This window comes from Pseudomonas sp. NPDC087614 (genome assembly GCF_044743485.1).
In the GTDB taxonomy this organism is placed as follows: Bacteria; Pseudomonadota; Gammaproteobacteria; order Pseudomonadales; family Pseudomonadaceae; genus Aquipseudomonas; species Aquipseudomonas baetica_A.
This window is the reverse complement of record NZ_JBIUWN010000003.1, coordinates 120,193-146,134: the sequence shown is the minus strand read 5'-3', so window position 1 is coordinate 146,134 and position 25,942 is coordinate 120,193. Positions and strand designations below refer to the sequence as shown.

30 protein-coding genes are annotated in these 25,942 nt (G+C 58.9%); 19 read left to right on the top strand and 11 right to left on the bottom strand.

Annotated features, from left to right (window positions below; translation table 11 throughout):
• Positions 1-413 precede the first annotated feature (413 nt).
• Together rhtA and ACIOWA_RS02325 are read left to right on the top strand one after the other, a co-directional pair.
• Positions 414-1,301: a threonine/homoserine exporter RhtA gene (gene rhtA, locus ACIOWA_RS02330; protein ID WP_339431265.1), complete on the top strand. Its 888-nt coding sequence runs from the start codon at positions 414-416 to the stop codon at positions 1,299-1,301.
• A gap of 172 nt (positions 1,302-1,473) precedes the next feature.
• A complete protein-coding gene (locus ACIOWA_RS02325; RefSeq protein ID WP_339431264.1) occupies positions 1,474-1,755 on the top strand; it encodes a hypothetical protein in 282 nt (93 codons plus the stop codon).
• Between the two features lies 1 nt (position 1,756).
• Here the strand turns inward: ACIOWA_RS02325 and ACIOWA_RS02320 are convergent, their stop codons facing one another.
• On the bottom strand, positions 1,757-2,320 hold the full coding sequence (locus ACIOWA_RS02320) for a TetR/AcrR family transcriptional regulator (RefSeq protein ID WP_339431263.1): 564 nt from the start codon (positions 2,318-2,320) through the stop codon (positions 1,757-1,759).
• Positions 2,321-2,410: 90 nt separating this feature from the next.
• On the opposite strand from ACIOWA_RS02320, the gene ACIOWA_RS02315 reads away from it, so the two are divergent.
• Together ACIOWA_RS02315 and ACIOWA_RS02310 are read left to right on the top strand one after the other, a co-directional pair.
• A complete protein-coding gene (locus tag ACIOWA_RS02315; protein ID WP_339464770.1) occupies positions 2,411-3,139 on the top strand; it encodes an SDR family oxidoreductase in 729 nt (242 codons plus the stop codon).
• Positions 3,140-3,174: 35 nt separating this feature from the next.
• Positions 3,175-3,771 carry a 2-hydroxychromene-2-carboxylate isomerase gene (locus tag ACIOWA_RS02310; RefSeq protein ID WP_401157958.1) on the top strand — a complete coding sequence of 199 codons (597 nt, stop codon included), beginning with the start codon at positions 3,175-3,177 and terminating at the stop codon, positions 3,769-3,771.
• Between the two features lie 48 nt (positions 3,772-3,819).
• Here ACIOWA_RS02310 and ACIOWA_RS02305 read toward each other — a convergent pair whose 3' ends face one another.
• The 5 genes from ACIOWA_RS02305 to ACIOWA_RS02285 form a co-directional block, all read right to left on the bottom strand.
• Positions 3,820-5,628 carry an aminopeptidase P family protein gene (locus ACIOWA_RS02305; RefSeq protein ID WP_339431261.1) on the bottom strand — a complete coding sequence of 603 codons (1,809 nt, stop codon included), beginning with the start codon at positions 5,626-5,628 and terminating at the stop codon, positions 3,820-3,822.
• Positions 5,629-5,683: 55 nt separating this feature from the next.
• The gene (locus tag ACIOWA_RS02300; protein ID WP_339431260.1) at positions 5,684-6,850 is read right to left on the bottom strand and encodes an aminotransferase class V-fold PLP-dependent enzyme; all 1,167 of its coding nucleotides are present in this window, start codon (positions 6,848-6,850) and stop codon (positions 5,684-5,686) included.
• 205 nt (positions 6,851-7,055) lie between these two features.
• A complete protein-coding gene (locus tag ACIOWA_RS02295; protein WP_339431259.1) occupies positions 7,056-7,670 on the bottom strand; it encodes a LysE family translocator in 615 nt (204 codons plus the stop codon).
• A 101-nt stretch (positions 7,671-7,771) separates the two neighbouring features.
• On the bottom strand, positions 7,772-8,041 hold the full coding sequence (locus tag ACIOWA_RS02290; RefSeq protein ID WP_339431258.1) for a hypothetical protein: 270 nt from the start codon (positions 8,039-8,041) through the stop codon (positions 7,772-7,774).
• A 137-nt stretch (positions 8,042-8,178) separates the two neighbouring features.
• Positions 8,179-8,544 carry an antibiotic biosynthesis monooxygenase gene (locus tag ACIOWA_RS02285; protein WP_339431257.1) on the bottom strand — a complete coding sequence of 122 codons (366 nt, stop codon included), beginning with the start codon at positions 8,542-8,544 and terminating at the stop codon, positions 8,179-8,181.
• A 93-nt stretch (positions 8,545-8,637) separates the two neighbouring features.
• Here ACIOWA_RS02285 and soxR point away from each other — a divergent pair, with 93 nt between their 5' ends.
• The 10 genes from soxR to ACIOWA_RS02235 all read left to right on the top strand — a co-directional run bounded on the left by soxR (position 8,638) and on the right by ACIOWA_RS02235 (position 16,160).
• The gene (gene soxR, locus ACIOWA_RS02280; RefSeq protein WP_339431256.1) at positions 8,638-9,084 is read left to right on the top strand and encodes a redox-sensitive transcriptional activator SoxR; all 447 of its coding nucleotides are present in this window, start codon (positions 8,638-8,640) and stop codon (positions 9,082-9,084) included.
• 119 nt (positions 9,085-9,203) lie between these two features.
• Positions 9,204-9,662 (top strand): VOC family protein, encoded by a 459-nt coding sequence (locus ACIOWA_RS02275; RefSeq protein ID WP_401157951.1) that lies wholly within the window; start codon positions 9,204-9,206, stop codon positions 9,660-9,662.
• 294 nt (positions 9,663-9,956) lie between these two features.
• Positions 9,957-11,156, top strand: coding sequence for a PepSY-associated TM helix domain-containing protein (locus ACIOWA_RS02270; protein ID WP_401157949.1), 1,200 nt, complete (start codon positions 9,957-9,959; stop codon positions 11,154-11,156).
• Positions 11,153-11,695 carry a thiamine pyrophosphate-binding protein gene (locus tag ACIOWA_RS02265; RefSeq protein ID WP_339431253.1) on the top strand — a complete coding sequence of 181 codons (543 nt, stop codon included), beginning with the start codon at positions 11,153-11,155 and terminating at the stop codon, positions 11,693-11,695. The genes ACIOWA_RS02270 and ACIOWA_RS02265 overlap by 4 nt, the downstream gene beginning before the upstream one ends.
• On the top strand, positions 11,692-12,033 hold the full coding sequence (locus tag ACIOWA_RS02260; protein ID WP_339431252.1) for a hypothetical protein: 342 nt from the start codon (positions 11,692-11,694) through the stop codon (positions 12,031-12,033). The genes ACIOWA_RS02265 and ACIOWA_RS02260 overlap by 4 nt, the downstream gene beginning before the upstream one ends.
• Positions 12,030-12,605: a DUF6162 family protein gene (locus tag ACIOWA_RS02255; RefSeq protein ID WP_339464773.1), complete on the top strand. Its 576-nt coding sequence runs from the start codon at positions 12,030-12,032 to the stop codon at positions 12,603-12,605. Before ACIOWA_RS02260 ends, ACIOWA_RS02255 begins: the two co-directional genes overlap by 4 nt.
• A gap of 35 nt (positions 12,606-12,640) precedes the next feature.
• Positions 12,641-13,570 (top strand): metal ABC transporter substrate-binding protein, encoded by a 930-nt coding sequence (locus ACIOWA_RS02250; protein ID WP_401157946.1) that lies wholly within the window; start codon positions 12,641-12,643, stop codon positions 13,568-13,570.
• Complete coding sequence (locus tag ACIOWA_RS02245; RefSeq protein WP_401157944.1) at positions 13,567-14,346, top strand: metal ABC transporter ATP-binding protein; 780 nt, start codon at positions 13,567-13,569, stop codon at positions 14,344-14,346. The genes ACIOWA_RS02250 and ACIOWA_RS02245 overlap by 4 nt, the downstream gene beginning before the upstream one ends.
• Positions 14,346-15,245, top strand: coding sequence for a metal ABC transporter permease (locus tag ACIOWA_RS02240; protein ID WP_339431248.1), 900 nt, complete (start codon positions 14,346-14,348; stop codon positions 15,243-15,245). The genes ACIOWA_RS02245 and ACIOWA_RS02240 overlap by 1 nt, the downstream gene beginning before the upstream one ends.
• Positions 15,246-16,160: a metal ABC transporter substrate-binding protein gene (locus tag ACIOWA_RS02235; RefSeq protein WP_401157942.1), complete on the top strand. Its 915-nt coding sequence runs from the start codon at positions 15,246-15,248 to the stop codon at positions 16,158-16,160.
• An 82-nt stretch (positions 16,161-16,242) separates the two neighbouring features.
• On the opposite strand, the gene ACIOWA_RS02230 is transcribed toward ACIOWA_RS02235, so the two are convergent.
• The 5 genes from ACIOWA_RS02230 to ACIOWA_RS02210 all read right to left on the bottom strand — a co-directional run bounded on the left by ACIOWA_RS02230 (position 16,243) and on the right by ACIOWA_RS02210 (position 20,724).
• The gene (locus tag ACIOWA_RS02230; RefSeq protein ID WP_221729142.1) at positions 16,243-16,467 is read right to left on the bottom strand and encodes an MbtH family protein; all 225 of its coding nucleotides are present in this window, start codon (positions 16,465-16,467) and stop codon (positions 16,243-16,245) included.
• A gap of 83 nt (positions 16,468-16,550) precedes the next feature.
• A complete protein-coding gene (locus ACIOWA_RS02225; RefSeq protein ID WP_339431246.1) occupies positions 16,551-17,963 on the bottom strand; it encodes an aspartate aminotransferase family protein in 1,413 nt (470 codons plus the stop codon).
• A gap of 143 nt (positions 17,964-18,106) precedes the next feature.
• A complete protein-coding gene (locus ACIOWA_RS02220; protein WP_401157940.1) occupies positions 18,107-18,592 on the bottom strand; it encodes a GNAT family N-acetyltransferase in 486 nt (161 codons plus the stop codon).
• 129 nt (positions 18,593-18,721) lie between these two features.
• Positions 18,722-20,044, bottom strand: a complete 1,323-nt coding sequence (locus ACIOWA_RS02215; protein WP_339431244.1) for an ATP-binding protein — start codon at positions 20,042-20,044, stop codon at positions 18,722-18,724.
• Positions 20,044-20,724, bottom strand: a complete 681-nt coding sequence (locus tag ACIOWA_RS02210; protein ID WP_221729146.1) for a response regulator — start codon at positions 20,722-20,724, stop codon at positions 20,044-20,046. The genes ACIOWA_RS02215 and ACIOWA_RS02210 overlap by 1 nt, the downstream gene beginning before the upstream one ends.
• 270 nt (positions 20,725-20,994) lie before the next feature.
• Here ACIOWA_RS02210 and ACIOWA_RS02205 point away from each other — a divergent pair, with 270 nt between their 5' ends.
• The 5 genes from ACIOWA_RS02205 (at position 20,995) to dsbG (ending at position 25,896) form a co-directional block, all read left to right on the top strand.
• Positions 20,995-21,687: a hypothetical protein gene (locus ACIOWA_RS02205; RefSeq protein ID WP_339431243.1), complete on the top strand. Its 693-nt coding sequence runs from the start codon at positions 20,995-20,997 to the stop codon at positions 21,685-21,687.
• Positions 21,688-21,763: 76 nt separating this feature from the next.
• On the top strand, positions 21,764-22,456 hold the full coding sequence (locus tag ACIOWA_RS02200) for a hypothetical protein (protein WP_401157937.1): 693 nt from the start codon (positions 21,764-21,766) through the stop codon (positions 22,454-22,456).
• Between the two features lie 91 nt (positions 22,457-22,547).
• Complete coding sequence (dsbD, locus tag ACIOWA_RS02195) at positions 22,548-24,281, top strand: protein-disulfide reductase DsbD (RefSeq protein WP_401157935.1); 1,734 nt, start codon at positions 22,548-22,550, stop codon at positions 24,279-24,281.
• On the top strand, positions 24,281-25,150 hold the full coding sequence (locus ACIOWA_RS02190; RefSeq protein WP_401157933.1) for a prolipoprotein diacylglyceryl transferase family protein: 870 nt from the start codon (positions 24,281-24,283) through the stop codon (positions 25,148-25,150). Before dsbD ends, ACIOWA_RS02190 begins: the two co-directional genes overlap by 1 nt.
• On the top strand, positions 25,126-25,896 hold the full coding sequence (gene dsbG / locus ACIOWA_RS02185; RefSeq protein ID WP_221729151.1) for a thiol:disulfide interchange protein DsbG: 771 nt from the start codon (positions 25,126-25,128) through the stop codon (positions 25,894-25,896). The genes ACIOWA_RS02190 and dsbG overlap by 25 nt, the downstream gene beginning before the upstream one ends.
• Positions 25,897-25,942: the final 46 nt, after the last annotated feature.

The following is a 25,942-nucleotide window of genomic DNA, read 5'->3' as shown; positions in this document are numbered from 1 at the left end:
TCTACAGCAGCCTCATTTGCTGTCAAGTGATTATTTTCAGAAGCTTTCGAAGAATTCTTCAACAACTTCAACCACTTGCGCCTTCGATCTCTCGTCAGCGGGAGGCGAATTCTACAGCGTTACACACTGCTGTCAACACCTCTTTTTCAACTTCTTTCTGGCTTCGATGAACTGAAGCAACTTGCTGCCGAAAACTTCATAACTCCTTGAATTTCAATGAGTTTTCCGTTTCGACTGCGCCGGAAGTGGGGCGAATTATAGACGTCTGGAATTCGCCGTCAACCATTAATTTCGCTTTTCTATAGATTGACGGAAAGAGCCGCTTATATATAGACGAAGCGACAGTGAATGCGCAGTATATTGCCCAACACCTAAAACAATACCCCCGCTCTCACTTTGGACGATGCCGCACGATGAACGACCAACCCCGCTCTCTTGCCTCCATGCTGTTCCCGGTTGGCCTGCTTTTGATAGCCATGGCATCGATCCAGTCCGGGGCCTCTCTGGCCAAAAGCATGTTTCCGGTGGTTGGCGCCCAAGGAACAACCACCCTGCGCTTGCTCTTCGCGAGCGTGATCATGTTGTTATTGCTACGCCCATGGCGAGCGAAGCTAACCACCAAGTCGTTGCGCACAGTGATCGTCTACGGCATGGCATTGGGCGGCATGAACTTCCTCTTCTATATGTCTTTGCGCACAGTTCCGCTGGGAATCGCCGTTGCTCTCGAATTCACCGGTCCGCTGGCTGTAGCCATATATGCATCCCGTCGCGCCATCGATTTTCTATGGATCGGCCTGGCAGCAACCGGACTGCTGCTGTTGATACCTACAGGGGCAACAACCGCAGGCATCGATGGGGTCGGCGCCGGGTATGCTTTAGGTGCCGGCGTCTGCTGGGCGCTTTACATCCTGTTCGGTCAGAAGGCCGGTGCCGACAACGGTGTTACAACCGCTGCGTTAGGCGTGATGATCGCAGCCCTGTTTGTGGCCCCCATCGGTATCGTGCATGCCGGAGCAGCTCTACTGACGCCATCGCTGATCCCGATTGCCATTGGCGTTGCCATCCTGTCCACCGCCCTTCCCTACACGCTGGAAATGGTCGCACTCACGCGTATGCCTGCACGCACCTTCGGTACATTAATGAGCATCGAACCCGCGTTCGGAGCGTTGTCGGGACTGCTGTTCCTGCAGGAATACCTCACACTGTCACAATGGCTGGCGATCCTGTGCATTATCCTGGCTTCCGTCGGCGCAACCATGACTATGGGTAGCGCGGCCAAGCCTGTCATTGCGGCAGATTGAAACAGGATTTGACGAAGGTCTGGCAATTGGCGTTCATTTAGGCCATGTTTAACCCCTTAACTCAGTGCCAGATATGGATTTTTTCGGATAGGGATATCGAAACGCTTAGAGTGCGAGCGAATACAGGCAGACCCGAGCGAGAGACTCGTGGCTGCTAGCTATAAGGACAGTAATGAAGCGAATTTTGATACTGGTAGCCGTACTCGCAGTCACTGGCTGCGCGGCAACGTCGAAAACTTCGGTAAAGCACGGCAAGAAAGGACTGCACATCAACTGTTCGGGACTCTCGTCCTCTTGGGATCGTTGCTATACCAGCGCAGCTACTTCCTGCGCTCCGAAAGGCTACAGGGTTATCGCCAAATCGGGGGATGCCGTGGAAGAGCCAGGCGACTATCCGTTTGGCCTCAACCCCGCTGGCTACACAAGTCGCAGCATGATCGTCATCTGTAAATAGATCACGGCCGTGTAGCGATCTGGCGTCCAATCTCGTTGTGACTGGACTTGAGCACCGCTCGCTGAATGTCCGGCGTGGCCAGCATACGCGCCACCACCAGCGCCCCCACACACTGCGACAGGACCGACCATGCCAGACTGTCGCTCTCAAGTATCTGCGCCCAACGCTCTTGAAGCTGACATATCCACAACTCTGCCTGTTCACGCACCTGAATATCCGAACGTGCGATTTCCGCCCCTAACGCAGGCAAGGCACAGCCGGATTCTGGCTGTTCAACGTGGGCCATACTCAAATAGTGCTTGAGACAGCGTTCCAGTCGCTCACGATCCTGCGTGCCCTGCCCGCCCAGTCGCTCAAGGCTTTGACCCAACTCTCGCTCGACGATGGCAGAGAACAACGCATCCTTGGACGAGAAGTGGCTGTAAAACGCCGCACCACTCAAGCCAATGGCTTTCATCAAGCCATCGACGCCAACCGTGGAAAACCCGGATCGCTTGGCTGACAGCGCACTGCTCTGCAATAGTTTTTCCCGGGTTTGCAGTTTGTGACTGGCGGAGTAACGCATATGTTTGCTCTCGAACTGGCTGCCTTGACGTTGCCTGGATCCTAGCATAACGTTCGTTCACTTAACGATCGTTTAATAAAGGGGCTACCCATGAATAACAAGAAGGTCGTATTGGTTGTCGGCGCTGGCGATGCGACGGGCGGCGCGATTGCAAAGCGCTTTGCCAGGGAAGGACTCATCGCCTGCGTCACGCGGCGCAACGCCGATAAATTGCAGCCGTTGGTGGAGGCCATTCGGGCCGAGGGTGGCGAAGCCCACGGCTTCGCCTGCGACGCGCGCAAGGAGGAAGACGTCATTGCACTGATCGAAGACATCGAAACTCGCGTCGGTCCGATTGAAGCCTTCGTATTCAACATCGGCGCGAACGTGCCGTGCAGCATCCTCGAGGAAACCGCTCGCAAGTACTTCAAGATCTGGGAAATGGCCTGTTTTTCAGGTTTCCTCAATGCTCGCGAAGTGGCCAAACGCATGGTTACCCGTCAACGTGGCAGCATTCTCTTCACGGGCGCGACCGCCGGACTTCGCGGGGCGTCGGGTTTCGCCGCGTTCGCGGGTGCCAAACACGGTATCCGCGCTCTGGCACAGAGCATGGCGCGTGAATTGGGGCCGATGAACATTCACGTCGCGCATGTAGTGGTCGATGGCGCCATCGATACCGATTTCATCCGCAACAGCTTTCCCGAGAAGTACGCCTCCAAGGATCAGGACGGTATTCTCAACCCCGAACACATTGCCGAAAACTATTGGTATCTGCACAGTCAGCCACGGGATGCGTGGACGTTTGAGCTGGACCTGCGCCCTTGGAACGAGCGCTGGTAATCCCCCTCCATAACAATAAAGAGCGTTCAGCGATGATGAGCAAAACCGTGGAGTTCTATTTTGACCTCGGCAGCCCTGCCACTTACCTCGCCTATACCCAGTTGCCGAAGATATGCGCCGCGACCAACAGTGAGCTGATCTACATCCCTATGCTGCTGGGCGGCGTATTCAAAGCCACCAGTAACGCCTCCCCGGCAATGATTCCGGCAAAAGGTCGCTATATGTTTCAGGATCTGGATCGCTATGCCAAACGCTATGGTGTCGCCCTGAGGTTCAACCCACACTTCCCCATCAATACGCTGACACTGATGCGCGCCGTGACAGGTGTTCAACTGCGTCAGCCAAATCGTTTCCAGGCCTTAATTGATTGCCTGTTTTGCGCACTTTGGGTAGAAGGCCGCAGCCTGGATGAACCAGCAACTGTCGCAGCGGTGTTGAGCGAACACGGTTTCGATCCACAAGAAGTACTGGCGCTGACCAACGACGAAACCGTCAAAGCCGTTCTTAAGGAAAATACGGAAACAGCGGTTAAGCGCGGAGTTTTCGGCGCGCCGAGCATGTTTATTGGCAATCAGATGTTCTTTGGCCAGGATCGCCTCGACTTTGTCGAAGAAGTGCTGCGCCAACCCTAGAGGAAGCTGTGACTCAGGCGCTGGTATCAGCGCCTGAGTTGCGGTCGATCAGATAGCGATAGTGCGAGTGTTCAGCCATTCCAGCGCCGCACCATCGAGCAACGGGCTCAGACGCTCGCGCACTTGGGCATGATAGGTGTTGAACCACTGTTTCTCTTCCTGCGTCAGCAACGCAGGCTCCAGGCACCGAGTGTCGATCGGGCACAGCGTCAAGGTTTCAAACTTGAGGAATTCGCCGAATTCACTGCTGCCCGCCTCACGGTTCATCGCCAGGTTCTCGATACGCACGCCCCAACGACCCGGACGATAAGTGCCAGGCTCGATGGACGTGATCATCCCTGGCTGCATCGCCGTCTGCGGTGCCGGCGCCGCTTGATAGGCAATGACTTGCGGGCCCTCGTGAACGTTTAGGAAATAGCCTACGCCGTGACCGGTACCATGACCGTAATCCACGCTCTCAGCCCAGATTGGCGCACGAGCGATGGCATCAAGCAGCGGCGACAGAATGCCTTTCGGAAACTGCGCTCGCGACAGTGCAATCACGCCTTTCAAAACGCGCGTGCAATCGCGTTTCTGTTCTTCAGTCGGCGTACCGACCGGCACCATCCTTGTGATATCGGTCGTGCCGCCCAGGTACTGACCACCGGAGTCGATCAGCAGCAGACCATCGCCCTCGATCACCGCGTGTTCTTCTTCGGTGGCGTGATAATGCGGCATCGCGCCATTGGCATTGAACGCAGCAATGGTGTTGAAACTCAGCGAAACATAATCAGGACGACGTTCACGGGCAGCGGTGAGTTTCTCGTCGATGGTCAATTCGGTGATGCGTTCTCGGCCCCAAGCCGACTCCAGCCAGGCGAAAAATTCGCACAACGCTGCGCCATCCTGCTCCATTGCTTTGCGAATGTGCTGAGCATCGGCTTCGCTTTTTTGCGATTTGGCCAGCGTGGTCGGGTTCAAGCCTTCGACCAGTTTCACGCCGCTGTCGAGGTTATCCAGCAGACCGCTGGTGACTCGCGCCGGATCCACCAGCAGGCTGGCGCCATTCGGCACAGCGCGCAAGGCGTCAGCCACTTCGCTGTAATCGCGCAGCGTCACGCCATCTTTTTCGAGCACTGCGCGCAAACCTGCATCAACCTTGCTCAAGGCCACGAACAGCGTGGCTTGCTGTTGATTGATCAACGCGAAGGAAACAAACACCGGGTTGAACGAAACATCGCCGCCACGCAGATTAAACAACCATGCAATGTCGTCGAGGGTGGCGATGAAATGCCAGTCTGCTCCGCGCTCCTGCATGGTTTCGCGAAGTTTGCCCAGCTTGTCGACACGGCTGACAGTCGCCTGTGGCGGCAGATGCTGATAGATCGGGGCATTCGGCAGACTCGGCCGATCGCTCCAGACTTCCTTCAGCAAATCGATATCGGTACGCAGTCGAGCGCCGCGTGCTTCAAGTTTACAGCTCAAGGTGCGCGCCGAAGCCACAGCCATTACTGCACCATCGACGGCAACCACACTACCTTGCGGCGTCTGCTCGCACAGCCAGTCCAACGGACTCGGCTGACCCGGTTGCAACTTGACCAGTTCGATACCGCTACCCTTGAGTTCCTTGGTCGCCTGCTCCCAGTAACGACTGTCAGCCCAGACGCCGGCGAAATCTGCGGTGACAATCAAAGTCCCGACCGAGCCGTGGAAGCCCGAAAGCCATTGCCGGCCTTGCCAGTAACCCGGCAGATATTCCGACAAATGCGGGTCGGCCGACGGCACCAACAACGCATGAATGCCTTCGCGGCGCATCAGTTCGCGGGTCTGCGCAAGGCGCTGGGGCACCGATCCTTCGGTCGAGGTCTGGTTACTCATCATGTCTCCTGCCAATCACTTCATCGTTATTATTCGTAGCCGTTAGGTCGGCTGGTTAAAGACCTGTCGCCCAGAATGCCGGAGCACTGGCGCAGGCGGTTTTGATCAATTCTACGGCCTTGTCGATATCCTCGGCCGTTGTAAAACGGCCAAGGCTCAAGCGAATGGTGCGTTCGGCTAGACGTGCGTCATGCCCCAACGCCAACAGCACATGGGACGGCGCGTTGCTTGCCGAGTTGCAGGCCGAGGTTGCGGAAAACGCCATCGAATGGCTCAGCGCCGCGCTGTTGAACTCGCCTTCGCCGAAGGTCAGGCTCAAGGTGTGCGGGATACGGTGGCTCGCGCTGCCGTTGAGATTGACGCCCGGCAAGCTCAGCAGTGGTTCGAGCAGACGCTCGCGCAGCGCGACGATGGACGTCTTCTCTTCATCAAAGGAGGCTGCAGCCAAGGCAAACGCCGCGCCCATACCGGCAATCTGGTGGGTCGCCAGAGTCCCGGAACGAAGCCCTCCCTCGTGGCCGCCGCCATGGATCTGCGCCTGCAAACGTTGCTGCGCCCGCGGGCCGACATACAGGGCGCCGATGCCTTTGGGACCGTATAGCTTGTGCGCCGAAAACGACATCAGATCGACCGGCCACTGCGCCAGATCGATTGCCACTTTTCCGGCACCTTGAGCCGCATCGACATGGAACAGTGCTTGGCGGCCACGCACGACCTCGCCGATGGCGGGGATGTCGTTGACCGTGCCGAGTTCGTTGTTGACCAGCATCAGTGACACCAGAAAGGTGTCATCGCGCATCGCTTCGCTGACAGCCTGCGGCGTGATCAGGCCGTCGGTGTCCGGCACAAGATAGGTCACGGCGATGCCGGCGTCCTGCAATTGGCGGGCGGTATCGAGGACGGCCTTGTGTTCGATCTGGCTGGTAATGATGTGGCCGCCCGGCACACCGCGCGCTTGGGCCACGCCTTTGAGGGCGAGGTTATTGGACTCGGTGGCACCGGAGGTCCAGACGATCTGTCCGGCTTGCGCACCCACCAGTTCGGCGACTTGCCGGCGAGCCTGCTCGACCGTTTTCCGGGCCTGCTGGCCGAACGCGTGGGAGCTGGAAGCCGGGTTGCCGAAGTTACCGTGAAACCCCAGACATTCGATCATCACCTGGATGACACGCTCGTCCACCGGTGTGGTGGCGGCGTAATCGAAATACAACGGACGTGTGTTCATAAAAGACTCGCAGAGCGTGTTCCGGGATCAGGAGGCTCGTGTCTGCAAACGGCACAGCGCAGCCTCGTGAGCTGCGCGTCGGTTGGAGAGCGTCATCAATACCTGATCGGATGCCGTTAAAGAAGAACAACTTCATTTAAAAGTGCGTAGGAACGCTCCTGAAGCCGAGCTTAACAGGCATCGGGCCGGCGATTGAAGCAATGCGTCAGCTAAAGCTTTCGAGAAGTAACGGGTACAGCGAAATCAACAGCAACGTGGCCATTCCCCAGTTGAAAACACGCAACCAGCGCGGATCCTTCAGCACATTGCGCAATAGCGTACCGCACGCGGCCCAGACGCCGACGCTCGGTAGATTGATGATGGCGAACACGGCGGCGATCACCAGCACATTGGTGAAATAACCCTGCATCGGCGTGTAGGTACTGATGGCACCGATGGCCATGATCCACGCCTTGGGATTGACCCACTGGAACGCTGCAGCGCCCAGATAGCTGATCGGCTTGCCTTCGCCTTGCGCGCTGTCACCGACAGGCCCGGAGCGCGCGATTTTCCACGCCAGATACAGCAGATATACGGCGCCGACGTAGCGCAGCACCGTATAAAGAATCGGATAGTTCTGAAATACCGCGCCCAAACCAAAACCCACCGCCACCACCAGAACAAAGAAGCCGCAGGTGATGCCGAGCATGTGCGGGATAGTACGGTTGAAACCGAAATTTACCCCCGATGCCAGCAACATGGTGTTGTTCGGCCCCGGCGTAATCGAGGTGACAAGGGCAAACAGGGCAAAGCCCAGCAGAAGATCAAGCGAGAGGGTCATGGTGGGTAATCCATCAAGGTCATTCAGATGTTGACCCTATCCCACGCAGCCCAGTAAACCCACGGACAGTTAGGTAAAACTTCAAGCAGTACAGTTGCCTTTCAGCTTGAGCGGCCATGCAGCTGTACGGCACGCTCGGCGCTCATTTCGCCTTGTTTATCGAAACCAAATGCTTTGGGTGACTGGCCAAGCAACAAGGCTTTTTTCGCGTGATATTCGTCAAAGGACAAACCACTGCGATTGAGGGCCTCCATCGCCAACTCACGGGTTTCTTCGGGGGTGTAGGGACGTTGTTCCGGGGAGACATGGGTGGCACATCCGGCAAGCACGGAAACCACGAGCAACAGCGAAAGGGTCAGTAAACGATTCATGGGGAGCGTCCTGGCAAGCAGTGTGGAGTCGATGGACAAAGGCTACGCCCGGCCGCGCTCGTGCAAAAATCAACGCTCTCGATAGTGGCTATCAGAATTTGACCATTTCCCCGCAAATGGCTGATCCGGTTTTCGATCTACCCGACCAGATGGCAGTGCAGTGCATCGTCATGACTGCGGGCGATGCTGCTCAGCACCTGGAACGAATTGAACGTGACGGTTTTCGCTTGATGGGCGCGGATCAACTGCCAAAAATCCTGCTCACCATTCTCGAAACTGCTGAATGCCGCCTCCCCGGCCTCGCGGCTCTGCCATTGCAGAAAACTCAACACCCGCCGGCCATCGTCGCTGGCCTGCACGCTGGCGCTGACAAACCCCTCGTAGCGCAGGGCCAGACGCTCGGTTTGCACCGACAACGCCAAGACCAGTGCCGTTTGCTGCCGAGGTTCGATCTCGAATTCGATCAACTGGGTGAAGCTACGATTTTTCGCTGATGCTTGCATGAAAAGCCCCCTCGTATCTGTATGACGAATCTTGCGACTCGAAGGATCGCAGGGTAAAACCTCTAGTTAAGTCAAGGTCAAGAGCTGTTTCAGATGATCACCAAAGAAAACCTACACAAGCCGTTAAGCGTGGGTGAAGTCGCGGCCCGCAGCGGCGTTGCAGTCACCGCCCTGCACTTTTATGAAGCCAAGGGGTTGATCAAAAGCCAGCGCAATGGCGGAAATCAGCGGCGTTATCCACGCGCAGTGCTACGGCGGGTAGCGCTGATTAAAGTTGCACAGCGCCTGGGCATTACGCTGGCGGAGATTGGCGAGGCATTGAAAATCCTGCCGGATGATCGTGCCCCGACCGCGGCGGACTGGAAGATCCTGTCGCAGCAGTGGCAGCGCGAACTGGATGAGCGGATCAACCAACTGACGCTGCTGCGCGACCGACTCAATGGCTGCATTGGTTGTGGCTGCCTGTCGATGGAGGCTTGTCCGCTGCGCAATCAGGGCGATGTGCTGGGAGAACAAGGACCCGGGCCGCACTTTCTCTAATACGGATAAGGGGTGCTGCTCGTCGGGCAAAAATCCTCGCCGCAAGGACAGTTCTATAGTGAATTTTCCACCTGTGGGGTGGAGCCACATCTCTTCGAATAAAAATCAGGGAGAACGTCATGAGCGTCAACCCCATCCCGGAGGGGTATCACAGCATTACCCCGTACCTGGGCATACAAAAGGCCGCCGAGGCCATCGATTTCTATAAGAAAGCCTTCGGTGCCACCGAAGTCATGCGCCTGGCCATGCCCGATGGCGGCATCGGCCACGCGGAACTGCGTATCGGCGACAGCGCAATCATGCTCGGCTCGCCGTGTGATCAAGGGCCACTGAGCAGCCCCGACAAAGCGGTATCGGTCGGTTTGCATCTGTATGTGACTGATGTCGACAAATCATTTCAACGGGCGCTGGACGCCGGGGCGACGACGGTGTCCGAGGTCAAGGACCAGTTTTACGGTGATCGCAGCGGCACGTTGAAGGATCCCTATGGGCATTTGTGGTTTCTGGCCACACGCAAGGAGGATCTGACAGAGGAGCAAATCAGGCAGCGGGCAATGGAGATGTTCAGTCAGGGTTAGATTTTTGCGTGGCAGGTCTGGCCTCCTCACGAGTAAGCCCGCTCTCACAGGGTTGTTTGGCGCGGTTGCTTCACCTGCCAGCGCTACTTACCGAGATCCCCAAGAGCAGTTCTGGATCATCCGGAGAATTGCGAAACATTTACTTTCATATCGTTTATCGGGATTTGCTTCGCTCATCCGTCTTATAGGGATACAGGCCTTTCGCGTAGGCAAAAGCCACGACTGCGCCTTTCAGGGACGCCAACTACAAAGCCCGTAGTCACGCGACCTTTCACCGAATCAAGACGCGTAATCATGTCGAAGAAATCCCGCTCCAAACTGTGGTTCCTGGCACATAGCTGGCTTGCATTGCCCATCTGGTTTTTTGTCCTGATCGTCTGTGTCACCGGCACGCTGGCGGTCGTCAGCCAGGAGATTGTCTGGCTGGCCAACCCGCAAATGCGCGCCAGCCAGCCCTCAGACGATGCCCCGCTGCTCAGCTACGACCAGATTCTGGCTGCGATCAAAAAGGCCGAGCCCCAGACACTGGTGCAAAGCATCAGCCGTCCGGACGAATCACACTTTGCCCTTGATGTCGAAGTCAGCTACCCCGACGGGCGCTCACTGACGGTCTACGTCAACCCGTACACCGGCGTCATTCAGGGCACTGCGCCCGCCTTCGACTTCAAGGCTTTCACCCGCGCCCTGCATGGCTGGTGGCTGGTGCCATTCACCAACGGTTTCAGTTGGGGGTGGTATCTGGTGTCGTTTCTGGGCGTGCCCATGCTGGTCTCGTTGATGACCGGACTGGTGGTCTACAAGCGCTTCTGGAAAGGTTTTCTGCGTCCGACCCTGCGTGTACGCCACGGAGCACGCATCTTCTGGGGCGACTTCCATCGACTGTGCGGCATCTGGTCGATCTGGTTCATTGCGGTCATTTCCATTACCGGCATCTGGTTCCTGATCCGGGCGATTCTGTTTGATAACCAGATTTCCATCTCCAGCGAACCGATCATCCCGACCATGTCCCGAGAAAGCGTACCCGTTTCAGCAACAGGCACGCCGCCGCCACATATCAGCCTGGATCACGCCATCGAGATCGCTCAACAGAAGATTCCGGGGCTGCAAGCCAGTTTCGTCAGCCTGCCGGGTAACGCCTACAGCCACATGAGCGTCGGCGGTCGCGGCTGGTATCCATTGATGTTCCAGACCGCGACGCTCAACCCGTACAACGGTGACCTGGCCGCTTTACGGTTACTGTCCGATCGCTCCTCGCTGGAGTTCGTAACCGAATCCATGCGCCCGCTGCACACCGGTGACTTCGGCGGAATCTGGATCAAGCTGATCTGGTTTTTCTTCGGCCTGCTGCTGAGCATGATGGTGCTCAGTGGCCTGCTGATCTGGACCAAGCGTACCGCGCTGGCGACCGCCAACGCGCTGAAGCGCGAGGACAAGAAAACCCGCATCAAGGCGCAAGCGGCCATGAGCCGTGAACCTTCGCAGGCCAGCCTGTGAGCAAGTCAACCTTGATCAAGCGGCCATCCCGACTGTCTCGCTTCTGGCACAAGTGGCGGTTTCACATCAATGTTCTGCTGTTGTTGATCCCCCTGGGCTTCATGCCCAAATACTTCGCCGATGCCTCATTGTTTCGCGGCGACAGTGGCCTGGGTCAGCACGAGATCGGCGATATCCAGGTCGGGCCCTGGAGCCTGCGATTGGCCGAACTTCGCAATGAAGCCCCCATCCTCACGGGGCCGGCCGGCTATATGAAGAGTTTTAGCGCGGCCCTCTGCGAGACCTGTATCGAACAGGTCAAGGCCACCTATCTGCGCATCGGCAAGCCGCGCAGCCTGCGTGCAGCCGGCGTGATCTTCTTCGGTACGCCTTACCGAATGGGCACACAACTGCCGATCCCGGAAAAAACCAAAGCTGACGCCGAACTGTGGATCACCCTGGAGGGCTGGGACGGCAGCATGCATCAGGCCTCGATTCCCCTGAGCCAGGCCTCCCCCGCCACCATTGCCTGGCTGAACAAACAAGGAGCCAACCCATGAGCCCCGCTCAACGCCCTTCCCGTCTGCGACTGAGGGCCGCGCTGCTGGTACTGTGCGCCGGTTTCAGCGCCGGCGCCCTGGCGCACAACCCGATGTGCGAGTGCAAAGCCATTGATGCCGAGCAGATCAAATGCACCGGCGGTTTCTCCGACGGCAGCGGCGCGCCGGGGGTAACCCTCGACGTGATCGGCTACGACGAGACGATTCTGGTGCCGGGCAAACTCGGTAGCGACTCGACCCTGACCTTCAAGAAACCCGGCACCGAGTTCTACGTACTGTTCGATGCCGGTCCCGGGCACGTCGTGGAAATCGACCAAGCGGACATCGAGGCACCATGAGTACGCCAACCACCCAAGTTGTGCGCCCGGCTGGAGCCGGCCATGAAACCCTCAACGTCTTGCTGCTGTGCCTGCTGATCCTCGCGATAGCAGGTTCCGTGGTGGCATGGCGCAGGGTTTCCCACGAACCGGAGCCTGTTGCCAGCCATCAATTCGATGCCCGGCGCGACCTCAGCGCCGCCGAGCAGGGCATTTATGCCGATCTGCGCGTGACGCTGGACGAAATCCAGTTGCTGCGCGAAGAACAGAAAACCCTGCCGTCCCCACAAGGCCTGGCCGATGAAGGTTTCGCCCCGTTTGCTCAGGACGTCAGCGCGATCAGCCGTGGCGGCCATGCCTGGCAAATACTCGCGGACAGCGCCTACTTTGGCCATAGCCAGACACCCGCCGTCGCCGGTTCGTTTCTGATGCGCGTAACCGCCGATGACAAGGCTGCACCGGATATCTGGCTCAATCGTGATGCGGGTCTGCAAGCCCCACCGAAACTGACCGACACCGCCCTGTCCGCCGCCGGGTGGAAACAGATCGTCGCGCAATACGATGCCGGGGTTACCCGCGAACATCGTCATTGATTCCTCGCCCTTATTCGAGAGAAGACCGCTTGCCCATGTCTATTTCATCGCCTCGCCGTCCGTTGTTACGTTTGTTTCTAGCGGGCCTTTGCGCCTGCCTGCTGAGCCCGCTGGCGAGCGCCGATCCGGCCAAACGCCTGCGTATCGGCATCACCTTGCATCCTTATTACAGCTACGTGGCGAACATCGTCGGCGACAAGGCTGAGGTCGTGCCGCTGATTCCTGCGGGTTTCAATCCGCACGCCTACGAACCACGGGCCGAGGACATCAAACGCATCAGCGGTCTGGATGTGATCGTGCTCAACGGTGTCGGCCATGATGATTTCGCCGACCGCATGATCGCGGCCAGCGAAACGCCAAACGTCAACACCATCGAAGCCAACGAAAACGTGCCGCTGCTGGCCGCCACCGGGGTCGCCGCACGCGGTGCCGGCAAAGTCGTGAATCCGCATACGTTCCTGTCGATCAGCGCCTCTATCGCGCAGGTCAACAACATCGCTCGCGAGCTGGGCAAACTCGATCCGGACAACGCCAAGACCTACACCCAAAATGCCCGCGCCTACGGCAAACGCCTGCGGCAGATGCGTGCCGATGCGCTCGCCAAACTGACCCAGGCACCCAACGCCCAATTGCGCGTCGCCACGGTTCACGCCTCTTATGACTACCTGCTGCGCGAATTCGGCCTGGAAGTGACCGCGGTGGTTGAACCGGCCCACGGTATTGAACCGAGCCCGAGCCAGTTGAAAAAGACCATCGACCAGTTGCGCGAACTGGACGTAAAAGTGATTTTTTCGGAAATGGACTTCCCATCCACGTATGTCGACACCATTGAGCGTGAGTCAGGCGTGAAGCTGTACCCGCTGTCGCACATTTCTTACGGTGAATACGCGGCAGACAAGTACGAAAAGGAAATGACCGGCAACCTCAACACCGTGGTTCGGGCGATTCAGGAGTCCGGCGCATGACGGTAAAACAAACCCTTTCTGACGCATCCAGATCCGCTGTGAGAGCGAGCTTGCTCGCGCAGGTTTCGGGGCCGACGCTGGATTTTGCCGAAGTCAGTCTGACGCTGGGGCGCACCACGATTCTCGACAATGTAACCTTTGAGGTACAGCCCGGCAGCGTGCATGCACTGGTCGGCCCCAACGGGGGTGGCAAGAGCTCGCTGATCAAGACGTTGCTGGGGCAAATGCCGCATCAGGGGCAGTTGAGCCTGCAATGGCCCGGTACGCCCGGCACCATCGGCTACGTCCCGCAGGTGCTGGAATTCGATCGCGGTTTGCCGATGACAGTCGACGATTTCATGGCCGCCATGTGCCAGCGCCGGCCGGCGTTTCTCGGATTGAGCAAGCGCTACGCCGGCGCCATCGGTGCGGCACTGGAGCGCGTCGGCATGCAGGACAAACGCAAACGCCGCATGGGCGCGCTGTCCGGCGGTGAACGTCAGCGAGTGCTCCTCGCGCAAGGGCTGATCCCGGCGCCGCAACTGCTGGTGCTCGACGAGCCCATGTCAGCTCTGGACGAAGCCGGGATCCAGGTGTTCGAACGCCTGCTCAGCGACTGGCGCGCAGCGGGCATCACCGTGCTGTGGATCGAACATGATCTGGACGCGGTCGGGCGTCTGGCCGATCGCGTCACCGGTCTCAACCGTCGCGTGCTGTTCGACGCCACACCGCAACAGGCATTGACTCCGGAACGCCTGCTGAGTTTGTTTTCGACCCATCCACGGAGCGTTGCCTGATGAGTTATGAAGCCTTTCGTCTGATGGTCCAGGGCTGGGCCTCCTCCGGTTACCTGCCCGAAGCGCTGGCCTATGGTTTTGTGGTCAATGCATTGCTTGCCGGTCTGTTGATCGGCCCGGTACTCGGTGGCCTCGGCACGCTGGTGGTGGTCAAGCGCTTCGCGTTTTTCTCGGAGGCGGTGGGCCATGCGGCGCTGACCGGCGTGGCCATCGGCATCCTGCTCGGCGAACCCTACACCGGACCTTACGGCAGCCTGTTCGGTTACTGCCTGCTGTTCGGCATCCTGCTCAATTACCTGCGCAACCGCACCGGCCTGGCACCCGACACCCTGATCGGCGTGTTCCTGTCAGTATCGCTGGCATTGGGCGCGAGTCTGCTGCTGATTCTGGCGGGCAAGATCAACGTGCACATTCTGGAGAACGTGCTGTTCGGTTCGGTGCTGACCGTCAACGGCAACGATCTTGCAGTGCTGGCCATCGTCGGTTCGCTGGTCATGGCGCTGGCCCTGCCGCTGTACAACCGCATCATGCTCGCCAGTTTCAACCCGCAACTGGCCGCCGTGCGCGGCGTGGCCGTAAAGACTCTGGATTACCTGTTCGTGATTCTGGTGACACTGATCACCGTCGCGGCCGTGAAAGTCATCGGCGCGATTCTGGTGGGCGCCCTGCTGGTGATTCCGGCGGCGGCGGCGCGTTTGCTCAGCCAGTCGCTCAAGGGCTTTTTCGGGTGTTCGGTATTGATTGCCACCGTCAGCACCCTGTGCGGAATTCTCGCGCCGATCGTGTTTGATCTGCCGATTCCGTCCGGCGCCGCGATCATTCTGGTCGCCGGCATCGCCTTCGCCCTCGCCGCCATCGCGCGCGGTGTCATCCCCAGTCTGAAAGGGAACCTTGGATAAATGGCTTTTTCATTGCGCAACCTGACGTTGGCCATGGCCCTGTGCGGCGTGGTCGCAACGCCTTTGATGGCCGCCGAAAGCGCCAAAACCCTGCGAGTGCTCGCCTCGCTGCCAATCACCTATGGCCTGGGCGAGGTGCTGCTCAAAGGCACCGACGTCAGCCTGGAACGTGCGGCACCGGCCAACCTGCCGGGCAGTCGCCAGACCGCCTACTTCACGGGGCGCGGCGCGCCGGCGTTGAGCAAACTGGCAACCGGCGCCGATGCGGTGATCGGTGTGCGCTCGCTGTGGGCCGATGATCCGCTGTACCCGATCGCCCGCCGCAGCAACATCCGTATCGTTGAAGTCGATGCTGCCCGTCCGGTCGACGGCGCCCTGCCCGGCATCGCTGTGCAACCGGGGTTGAAGGTCGATGGTTTGAACAGTCAGCCATGGCTGGCGAGTAACAACATGGGACGCATGGCCGACGTGATGGCCGCCGATCTGGTGCGTTTGGCACCGACCGCCAAGACGAGGATTGAGGCGAATCTGGCGGCGTTGAAACAGCGCTTGCTCAAGCTCAGCGCCGACAGCGAAGCGCGTCTGGCCAGTACCGATAATCTGAGTGTGATGAGCTTGAGCGATCACTTCGGGTATCTGATCGGCAGCCTGAACCTGGAGCTGATCGGTCAGGACCCACGCCCTGATGCTGACTGGGCGCCGGAAGATCTGAAGCAACTGACGGCGACGCTAAAAGACAACGAGGTGGCGCTGGTGTTGCACCATCGACAGCCGTCGGAGGCGGTAAAAGCGGCGATTGCTGAATCGGGTAGTCGGCTGTTGGTGTTGAGTACAGATGCGGCGGACCCGGTGGCTGAACTGGAAGGCAATGTCGACGAGTTGCTCAAGGGGTTGAGTGCAGTTACAGCGAATTAACGCTCTACATGATCAAATCCCGGAAATGACAAAACCCGCTGACTGCATCCAGTCCAGCGGGTTTCTTTTTTTGCCTGGCCGCTTATTGAGCGGCTGTCAGACCTTCCATCTTCTGGCGCAGGCTCAGCGGACGCATGTCAGTCCAGACTTCCTCGATGTAGGCCAGGCATTCCTTCTTCAAGCCGCTCTTGCCCACGGTGCGCCAACCCTCTGGCACGGCTTTGTAATCCGGCCAGATCGAGTACTGCTCTTCGTGGTTGACCACGACCTGAAAGAGGATGTCCTCGCGGTCGAATACTGACGTCATGCTGATTCTCCATCGTTGTGAGGGTGGGCTGCTCGAAGGGTGCAGCCGGGTATGTAGAAAGAACGTTCGGCGTGGTGAGAAATTTAGAGTGCCGCGATGGCCGCGCCCAGGGCGCGACCGAAAATCTCGGCAACACGGTCGATCTCGGCAGCGGTGATCACCAACGGCGGCAGGAAACGCACCACCGCGCCATGACGGCCACCCAGTTCCAGAATCAAGCCACGCTTGAGGCATTCGCGCTGCACCAGTGGCGCCAGTCGCGCAAACGACGGTGGATGGCCGAGCGCATCCGGGGCGCCATTCGGATCGACCAACTCGACACCAAGCATCAAACCGCGACCACGAACATCGCCCAGTTGCGGGAAATCCCGTTGCAGGATGCGCAGGTGCTCACTCAAGCGCGCGCCCATGGCGGCGGCGTGTTCGCACACCTTGTGTTCGACCAGATACCGCATGACCGCAGAGCCTGCAGCCATCGCCATCTGATTGCCCCGGAAGGTACCGGCGTGGGCGCCCGGCTGCCAGGTGTCGAGCCAGTCGCGATAGACCACCACCGCCAGCGGCAGACTGCCGCCGATGGCTTTGGACAGCACCACCACGTCCGGGGTGATGCCGGCGTGTTCAAAGGCGAACATCTTGCCTGTACGGGCGAAACCGCTCTGGATCTCATCGACAATCAGCGCCACGCCAGCCTTCTCGGTGATCCGGCGCAAACCGCGCAGCCATTCGATATCGGCGGGGATCACACCGCCCTCGCCCTGCACCGCCTCGACGATCACCGCCGCAGGCAATTGCACGCCCGCTTCAGGATCGTTCAGCAGGTTTTCCAGATAGCTCAGGTTTGCCTTCACCCCCGCCGCGCCACCGAGGCCAAACGGGCAACGGTAGTCATACGGGAATGGCATGAACTGCACGCCGCTGCTGAGCAAAGCCCCCAGCGGTTTTTTCGGCCCCAGGCTGCCCATCAGGCTCAATGCCCCCTGGCTCATGCCGTGATAACCGCCGGAGAACGACAGCACCGTACTGCGCCCGGTGGCAGTGCGCACCAGTTTCAACGCCGCTTCCACTGCATCAGTGCCGGTCGGGCCGCAGAACTGGATTTTCGCTTGCGCCGCCAGCGCCGGGGGCAGCAGGCCGAACAGATCCTGGACAAACTGATCCTTGACCGGGGTGGTCAGGTCCAGCGTATGCAGCGGCAATTCATCGGCCAGCACCTGCTGGATCGCCTCGATCACCACCGGATGGTTATGCCCCAGCGCCAACGTGCCGGCACCGGCCAGGCAGTCGATGAAAGTACGCCCCTCGACGTCTTCGACATACAAGCCCCTGGCGCGCTTGAGTGCCAGCGGAATGCGGCGTGGATAGCTGCGGGCATTGGATTCCTGCCGGGCCTGACGGGCCAGCAATGGCGATTCATTGAACTGATACAGGGTTTCCGCTGGCGCCGAGATGACCCGGGCCGACGACGCTTCGATAAGGCTGGTGGCGACTGACATCTCTCGACCCCTCAATTGGCTATGGATAGCGACCAAAACAGCACACCCGACAATTACGCATTCCAGTCACGGCGCGCACTTGCAGGTTTTCCTGTTCTGGAAACGCTTAAGCGAGGTGAGGATTTAGGCCCTTGATCGACTCGTCATCCGGGCAACGGCAACGGCTTGTACATGGGCAGGACCTGCAAGCCTTGGTGTGCCAGGGATGGTTCGGATTCGTGATACCCCAGATGACGATAAAAGGCTTCACCGGTGCAAGTGCTATTGAGGTGGGCGTGAAGCGCCCCCCGAACCCGCAGCCAGCCTTCAAGATCATTCATCAGCGCCCGCCCCACGCCACGGCGAAAGGATTGCGGCTGTACATAGCAGAACACAATGTCGCCGCTGACCCGGGCCATGCCGACACCGACCGGTTTGTCCGCCTGCAAAGCGATACTCAAGTAGAAGTGCGGATCGGCGAGCCGGGCACTGATGGCGTCAGCGCTATGCTGTCGGGTCCAGCCACTGACGAGCAGCGGGTCATTGCGATGATCGAGCGCACAACCGAAACGGATCGAATGTTCGATGATACGTCTGATGATTCCGACGTCGGCCAGAATGGCCGGACGAATGCAGATGGGTGCTTCCATGGCGCAGTTCCCTCAATCCATTGAGTCAAAGCTTGGGTGACCTTAACCCCAAGCCAGCCGGATAGCGAACGCCGAGAAGTTACATTTGATGAGCCAAAACACTGATCCTTTGTGGGATTCATGCTGGATTCAGGCCGGTTGCAACGGCATGGTCAGTTCAACCCGCAACCCGTCCGGGCGGCTGTCGAAATGCAGCGCGCAGTCGCAACGCTGGACGATTGCCTGAACAATCGCCAGGCCCAGGCCGCAGCCCGTGCTCTGGCCATTGCGCCAGAAGCGCTGGGTCAGATGCTGCAGATCGTCCTGCGCAATGCCGGGGCCGTGGTCACGCACGACAAAGCGTACGCGGTTGCCGATGGTTTCCAGGCTCACCTCGACCGCACAGTCCTCGGGCGTGTGGCGCAGGGCGTTGTCGAGCAGATTGCGCAGCGCGGCAATCGACAGCACCGCTGGCATTTGCAATGGCGCTGCCGAGAGATTGGCCGGCACCTGCAATTCGATCCGCTGACGTTCACCACCCGTGGCGTCCTGAATGGCGAGTCTGGCCACTTGTTCGGCGCTGCATTGCGAACCGTCATCAAACGAGAGACTGCCCTCAACCCGCGCCAGCAACAGCAACTGCTCAAGCGTGCGATGCAGACGGTCGGCGCCCTCCTCGGCCCGTGCCAGCGACTGATCGCGGGCACTGCCGTCGGTCATGCGTGCCACTTGCAGGTGCGTCTTGATCGCCGTCAGCGGGCTGCGCAGTTCGTGGGCCGCGTCACCGGTCAGGCGACGTTCACGCTCGATGGTCTTGCCGATGCGCTGGAACAACTGATTCTGGGTGTCGAGCAAAGGCTTCAGTTCGCTGGGAAACGACTGCAACTGCAACGGCTCAAGCGAATCGGCATTACGCCGCATCAAGGCTTCGCGCAGACGGTTGAGCGGCGCCAGCCCTTGGCCGATCCCCAGCCACAGCAGGCACAGACATCCGAGTAACGCCACCCCCACCGGCACCGACGCCGCCAGCAGGATCGACATGTTCAGGGCTTCGCGTTCAATCTGCCGGTCCGCCGTGGTGATCCGCACATCGCCCCGGGCGAGGGTGAAACTGCGCCACGGCGCGCCGTCGATCATCTGGTCGTGGAAGCCCATTTTCTCGGCCTCCAGCGCTTGTTCAGGATGGTTGTGACTGCGGGCGAGAATCTCCCCGCGCAGCGAACTGACCTGACAGGCCATGCCGCCGGGAATGTTCAGTTGCTCGGCACTGAAATGAGTGCCCTCACCTTTGCTCGGCAAGGCCGGCAGTTGCTCCAGCAGCCCGGCAACCATGCGTGCTGAAGCCACCAGACGCTGATCGAGGGAAAACATCATCTGATTGCGCAGATCGCTGAGCATCCAGGCCGCTGCCAACGCCCAGATCAGCGCAAACGCAGCGCCGAGGGTCAGGCTCAGGCGCAATCGCAGACTCATCACTTGTTCTGATCTCCACCATCGGCCGGCCCGAGGCGATAGCCCAGCCCTCGCACGGTCTCGACAATGCCTTTGCCCAGTTTGCTGCGCAGGTGATGGATATGCACGTTCAGCGCGTTGCTTTCCAGCTCATCATTGAAACCGTAGACGCTGTCTTTCAATTGTTCGGTGGAAAGCACTCGGCCCCGGTTGTGCAGGAGGGCTTGCAGCAGCGATTGTTCGCGTCGCGACAAATCCACCGGCTGCCCGGCCAGGGTGGTTTCACGGCTGCTCGGGTCGTAGGTCAGCGCCCCGTGTTCAATCAGGTTGACGCTGCGCCCGGCCACTCGACGCAGCAGGGTTTGCAGACGCGCAAAAAGCTCACGCAGATCAAACGGTTTGAGCAAGTAATCGTCAGCGCCGGCCTGCAAGCCGTTGACGCGGTCGGTGACCGAATCGCGTGCAGTCAGAATCAGCACGGGAATCTCCAGGCCTTGTTGGCGTAGCTGCTGCAACAGTTTGAGCCCATCTTCGTCGGGCAGGCCGAGATCAAGCACCATCACGTCAAACTCGGCGACCTTGAGTATCGCCCGCGCCTTGGACGCGGTGTTGACGTGCTCCACAGTCAAGCCCTGGGCAGTGAGACCGGCGACGATACCGCTGGCGATCAACTCATCGTCTTCACAAACCAGTACGTGCATGGCAGCTCCCTGAGCAAAAGACGTGAGTGAAGCAAGTGAGGATTAAGCGGCAATTATGGCGATCCCCGAGTGTGACGCAAAGCACAGCGAACAATCGAGCGGGCCAGCGCCCTGTGATCGCCCACTCCAATAGTCGGATGTTGCGCTAGATCATGTCCATCCAGCGCTTCCAGAAATAAAAAACCACACCTTTTCACTACATACAAATAACTTTTCCAGATAGTTTGAACACGCCTCACAAAAACAACCCTGATTAAATGGACTTAAAACATGCGTCAATTAAAAAACTTCGTCGCCGTCGACTGGCGCTCTGGCCCCGATCGCATTTACTTCTTTTTCAAAGACACCGACACCTATTCTCGATTCGATATCGGCGACCGACAAGTGCCGGACGGCTATCCCGGCCCCACTAAAGGCAGCTGGGACAAGTTCGACCCGTACACCAAACACTTGCGCTTCGGCTTCACCACCACGTCACTGGGGTTTAACGCCGGCAGCGACGAAGATATCGCCTGGCTGTTCTTCTACAACGGCGACACGCCGACAGTCTGCAAGTACAACCAGGACGAAGACAAAGTATCGGGTATTTACAAATTGGCCGACACGCTCTGGAAGCCGATACTTCCTTACTTTGACAAGATCATTACCGGTACATGGGCAGAGATTACGGGCCATTCTTTCCTGTTCAGATTCATCCTCAATGACGGGCATTACCTGACGTTCGATTTCAGAGCAAAAACACTGACCCGCAATGCGTTGGGCCAGCATAGGCTGGGCGCCCTTGTACCTTATAAAAACCGGATCATCACCGGTGCACAAAATGATCGGACTTTCGCGGACAGCTATTGGTATATCTTCCTGACCGGCAACCAATACCTTGTTTACAACATACTGACAGACCGGCTCGTATCCGGCCCGCACAACATCAATGAAACCAATTGGCCGGGGCTGCTGCGCGACTGAGCCATTGTGTGACAGCCGCCGTACAAACAAACCTTAAAGCAGCAAACTTACCTCTTTTATATGAATGGAATCAGACATGCCTGAATTAAAAAATTTTGTCGCTGTGGACTGGCGCGCAGGAGAAGACCGGATTTATTTTTTCTTCAAAGACACCAACACCTACTCACGCTTCAACATTGGTGACAATGAAGTACCGGAGGGGTACCCCACACCTGTCAAGGGTCGCTGGGACACTCTCAATGACGTAAAAAACCTGCGTTTCGGCTTCACTACAACCGGAATCCCTCGGAAGAAAGTATTCTTCGATGACCGCGATATTCTGTGGTTGTTCTCTTATCAGGATAAAACTCCGGTGGTGACGTGGTACAACCAGGATACCGACAAAGTCATGGGCCACCAGCTCCTCGAACATTCAATGTGGCACCGCCTGAAACCGTACTTTGAGCGAATTATCGGAGGTACCTGGTGGCCGATTCTCGCAAAAGACAAATATTTCCGGTTTCTGTTAAGCGATGGCACTACCCTCAGCTTAAACCTGGCACGCGACACGATCAGTCACAGAACGATCAACGAGAATAATTGGCCGGGCTTGTCGCGCTATAAACATCGAATGATTTCCGTTGCACAAAATGATCGTACATCGGACAGCTCAGTGCTTTACATTTTCCTGACCAACCACGAGTACCTGAGATACGACATGGACAATTCACTAACGTACGGCCCAATGTCGGTCAATGACGGTACCTGGCCAGGACTGTTGCGTGACTGACTCGCCAAGAGGCTTCACAGGGCGCGGTTAATCATCGGTTAATCGCCACCGCCCATTCTGCGCTTCACTTGCACAGGGACAAGGCTCCTACATGCGTCATTTCTTTCTACTGTTTGCGCTTCTGATTTCGAGTCTGGCCCAGGCAGGAAACAATCCATTTGAAACAAAACCCGAGTTTCTACCGGTCGACCAGGCGTTCGCGCTCACGTCCGAACGCCTGGAATCCGGTGAAACCCAGCTATTCTGGCAAATTACAGACGGCTACTACCTGTACCAGAAACGCCTGAAATTCGACGGGCTGACGGCCGAACAGCAGCCGGCACTGCCCGAGGGCGAATCCCACAGCGACGAGTTTTTCGGTGAACAACCGGTGTATCGCCAAGGGCTGGAGGTAAAAATTCCTGCGGCGGCCACCGGTCAAATCAAAGTCAGCTACCAGGGCTGTGCCGATGCGGGCTTGTGTTATCCGCCGCAAACCCGGGTCATCGACCTCGGGGGCAAAGCGCAAACCAATGCGAGCGCCGAGGCACCGGATCAAGCCCTGGCCAGCAGCCTGCAACAACGGGCGCTGGGCTGGAGCCTGCTGGTGTTTTTCGGCCTTGGCCTGCTATTGGCGTTCACCCCTTGCACATTGCCGATGCTGCCGATCCTGGCCGGGATGATTGTCGGCAGTGGCGCGACGCCACGTCGCGGTTTCGCGCTGGCCAGCAGTTATGTGATCTGCATGGCACTGGTGTATGCCGCGATGGGCGTGATCGCCGCACTGCTGGGGGCGAACCTGCAGGCCTGGTTGCAAAATCCTTGGCTGCTGGGTGCCTTCGCCGCCGTGTTCGTGGTACTGGCATTGCCGATGTTCGGTTTCTTTGAACTGCAATTGCCGGTCGCGCTGCGGGACCGACTGGAACACGCTTCGCGCAGCCGCACCGGTGGCAGCCTGATTGGCGCGGGTGTACTCGGCGCGCTGTCCGGTTTGCTGGTGGGCCCCTGCATGACCGCGCCACTGGCCGGTGCGCTGCTGTACATCGCACAGAGCGGTAACGCCCTGCATGGCGGTCTGATTCTGTTCGCGCTGGGGATCGGCATTGGCGTACCGCTGTTGCTGCTGGTGACGGTCGGCAATCGCTTCCTGCCAAAACCCGGTGACTGGATGAACCTGCTCAAAGGCGTGTTCGGCTTCCTGTTCCTCGCCACCGCATTGTTGATGTTGCGCCCGGCGCTGGATCCGTCTTTGTGGCAGGGTTTGTGCGGTGCCCTGTTGTTGATCGCCGCTTATAGCGCCTGGAAACAATCCGAAGGTTATGGCCGGGTTGCCCAGATGTTCGGTGCCACGTCCTTGCTGCTCGGGTTGTGGGGCAGTTTGCTGGTGATCGGCGCCGCTGGCGGCAGCGACGATCCGTACCAGCCGTTGCAGGTCTACAGCGCCGGCCGTGTCACCAACGCCGCAACGAGTGGCCATGACGCGTTCACCACTCTCAAGGATCCGGCGGCACTGCAACGCGAACTGGATACCGCCAAGGCCCAGGGCCAGTGGGTGCTGCTCGATTACTACGCCGACTGGTGCGTGTCGTGCAAAGTCATGGAAAAGCAGGTGTTCGGCAAGGACAAGGTGATGCAGGCACTGAGCGATGTGCGCCTGCTGCGACTGGATGTCACCGCCGACAACGCCGCCAGCCGTGAACTGCTCGGTCGCTACAAAGTACCGGGACCACCCAGCTTCGTGTGGATCGGCGCCGACGGCGAGGAACGCCGTAGCCAGCGCATTACCGGTGAAGTCGATGCCGATACGTTCCTGCAACGCTGGACCGCCACCCGGGACGCCAACTGATGCTGACCTTCACCCTCGGCACGTTTGCCATCGCGCTTAATCACCTGCTGCTGATCAGTGCATTGGCACTGGCAACCTTTGTTGGCTGGCGGGTGGCCAAGCGTGGTGGCGATAACCCCGAGTCAACGTTGTTCTGCCTGTTTCTGCTCGGCATACTCACGGCCCGCATCGCATTTGTCGCCATGTACTGGAGCCACTATCGCAATGATCCGTGGCAGATCATCGACCTGCGCGATGGTGGTTTTCTTGCCTGGCCGGGGGTGATCGTATTGCTGTTGGCGGCGCTGTATCGTGGCTGGCGTCGCCCGGGGGCGCGTCGACCGCTGGGGTTCGGCGTCGCCAGCGGCGTGGCCTTCTGGCTGCTGGCGACCTTGTCGTTGAATATCTACGAACAAGGTACCCGCTTGCCGGACATCTCTCTGCGCAACGCGGCCGGGGATACCATCAAACTCAGCGACTATCAGGGCGGGCCACTGGTGATCAACCTGTGGGCGACCTGGTGCCCGCCCTGCCGGCGGGAGATGCCGGTACTGGAAAGTGCCCAACAGCAACGCCCCGATTTGACCTTCCTGTTCGTCAATCAGGCCGAAAGCATGCAGAGCGTGGCGACGTTTCTCGAAACCCAGGGTCTGAGCCTGAGCAACGTGTTGTTCGACCGAGGCGGCCGCCTGGGTCAGGCCGTGGGTTCCATGGCATTACCCACTACCCTGTTCTATAGCCCTGACGGCCGGCTGTTGGCCAGTCATCTGGGCGAACTGTCCAACGCCAGTCTGGCCCGCGCCCTGGAAAACTTCGACGTCCCGAACCGAGCCACAGGCCCGGCCACCCCTGCAAGGAAACTGCCATGCACCGCCTCCGCCACCTGCTGACGCTGACCCTGGGCACAGCCCTGCTCCACCTGCCGTCCGTTCAGGCCGCTGAAGAGTTACCGGCCGCGATCAAAAAGATCGAAGCCAAAGGCGCAAAAATCGTCGGCCAGTTCGACGCCCCGGACGGCTTGCGTGGTTATGCCGCGCAATACCAGAACCGTGGCATGGCGCTGTACCTGACCCCGGACGGTCAACACGTTTTGCTGGGCAACCTGTACGACGCCGACGGCAAGGACCTGAGCAGCGAACCGCTGCAAAAACTGGTCTACGCGCCGATGGCCAAGGAAGTCTGGGCCAAGTTTGAAGCGAGCAACTGGATTCAGGACGGCAACAAGGATGCACCCCGCACGGTGTACCTGTTCAGCGACCCGAACTGCCCGTATTGCAACATGTTCTGGGAACAGGCACGGCCGTGGGTCAACTCCGGCAAGGTGCAATTACGGCACATCATGGTCGGGATCATTCGCGAAGACAGCCCGGGTAAATCTGCTGCGCTGCTGGCCGCCAAGGATCCGGCAAAGGCCCTGCAAGACCACGAAAAGGCAGGCAAGGGCAGTTCGCTCAAGGCGTTGAAAGACATCCCGGCGGCGGTGCAGACCAAACTGGCGGCAAACATGCAGTTGATGGAAGACCTGGACCTGCAAGCCACGCCAGCGATTTTCTATATGGACGACAAGGGCGAACTGCAACAGCAACAAGGCGCGCCGACGCCGGACAAGTTGGCGAAGATTCTTGGGCCTAAGTAACGCTGGACATTGTTGAGGCTACTGCCCCTTCGCAAACGAGCCCGCT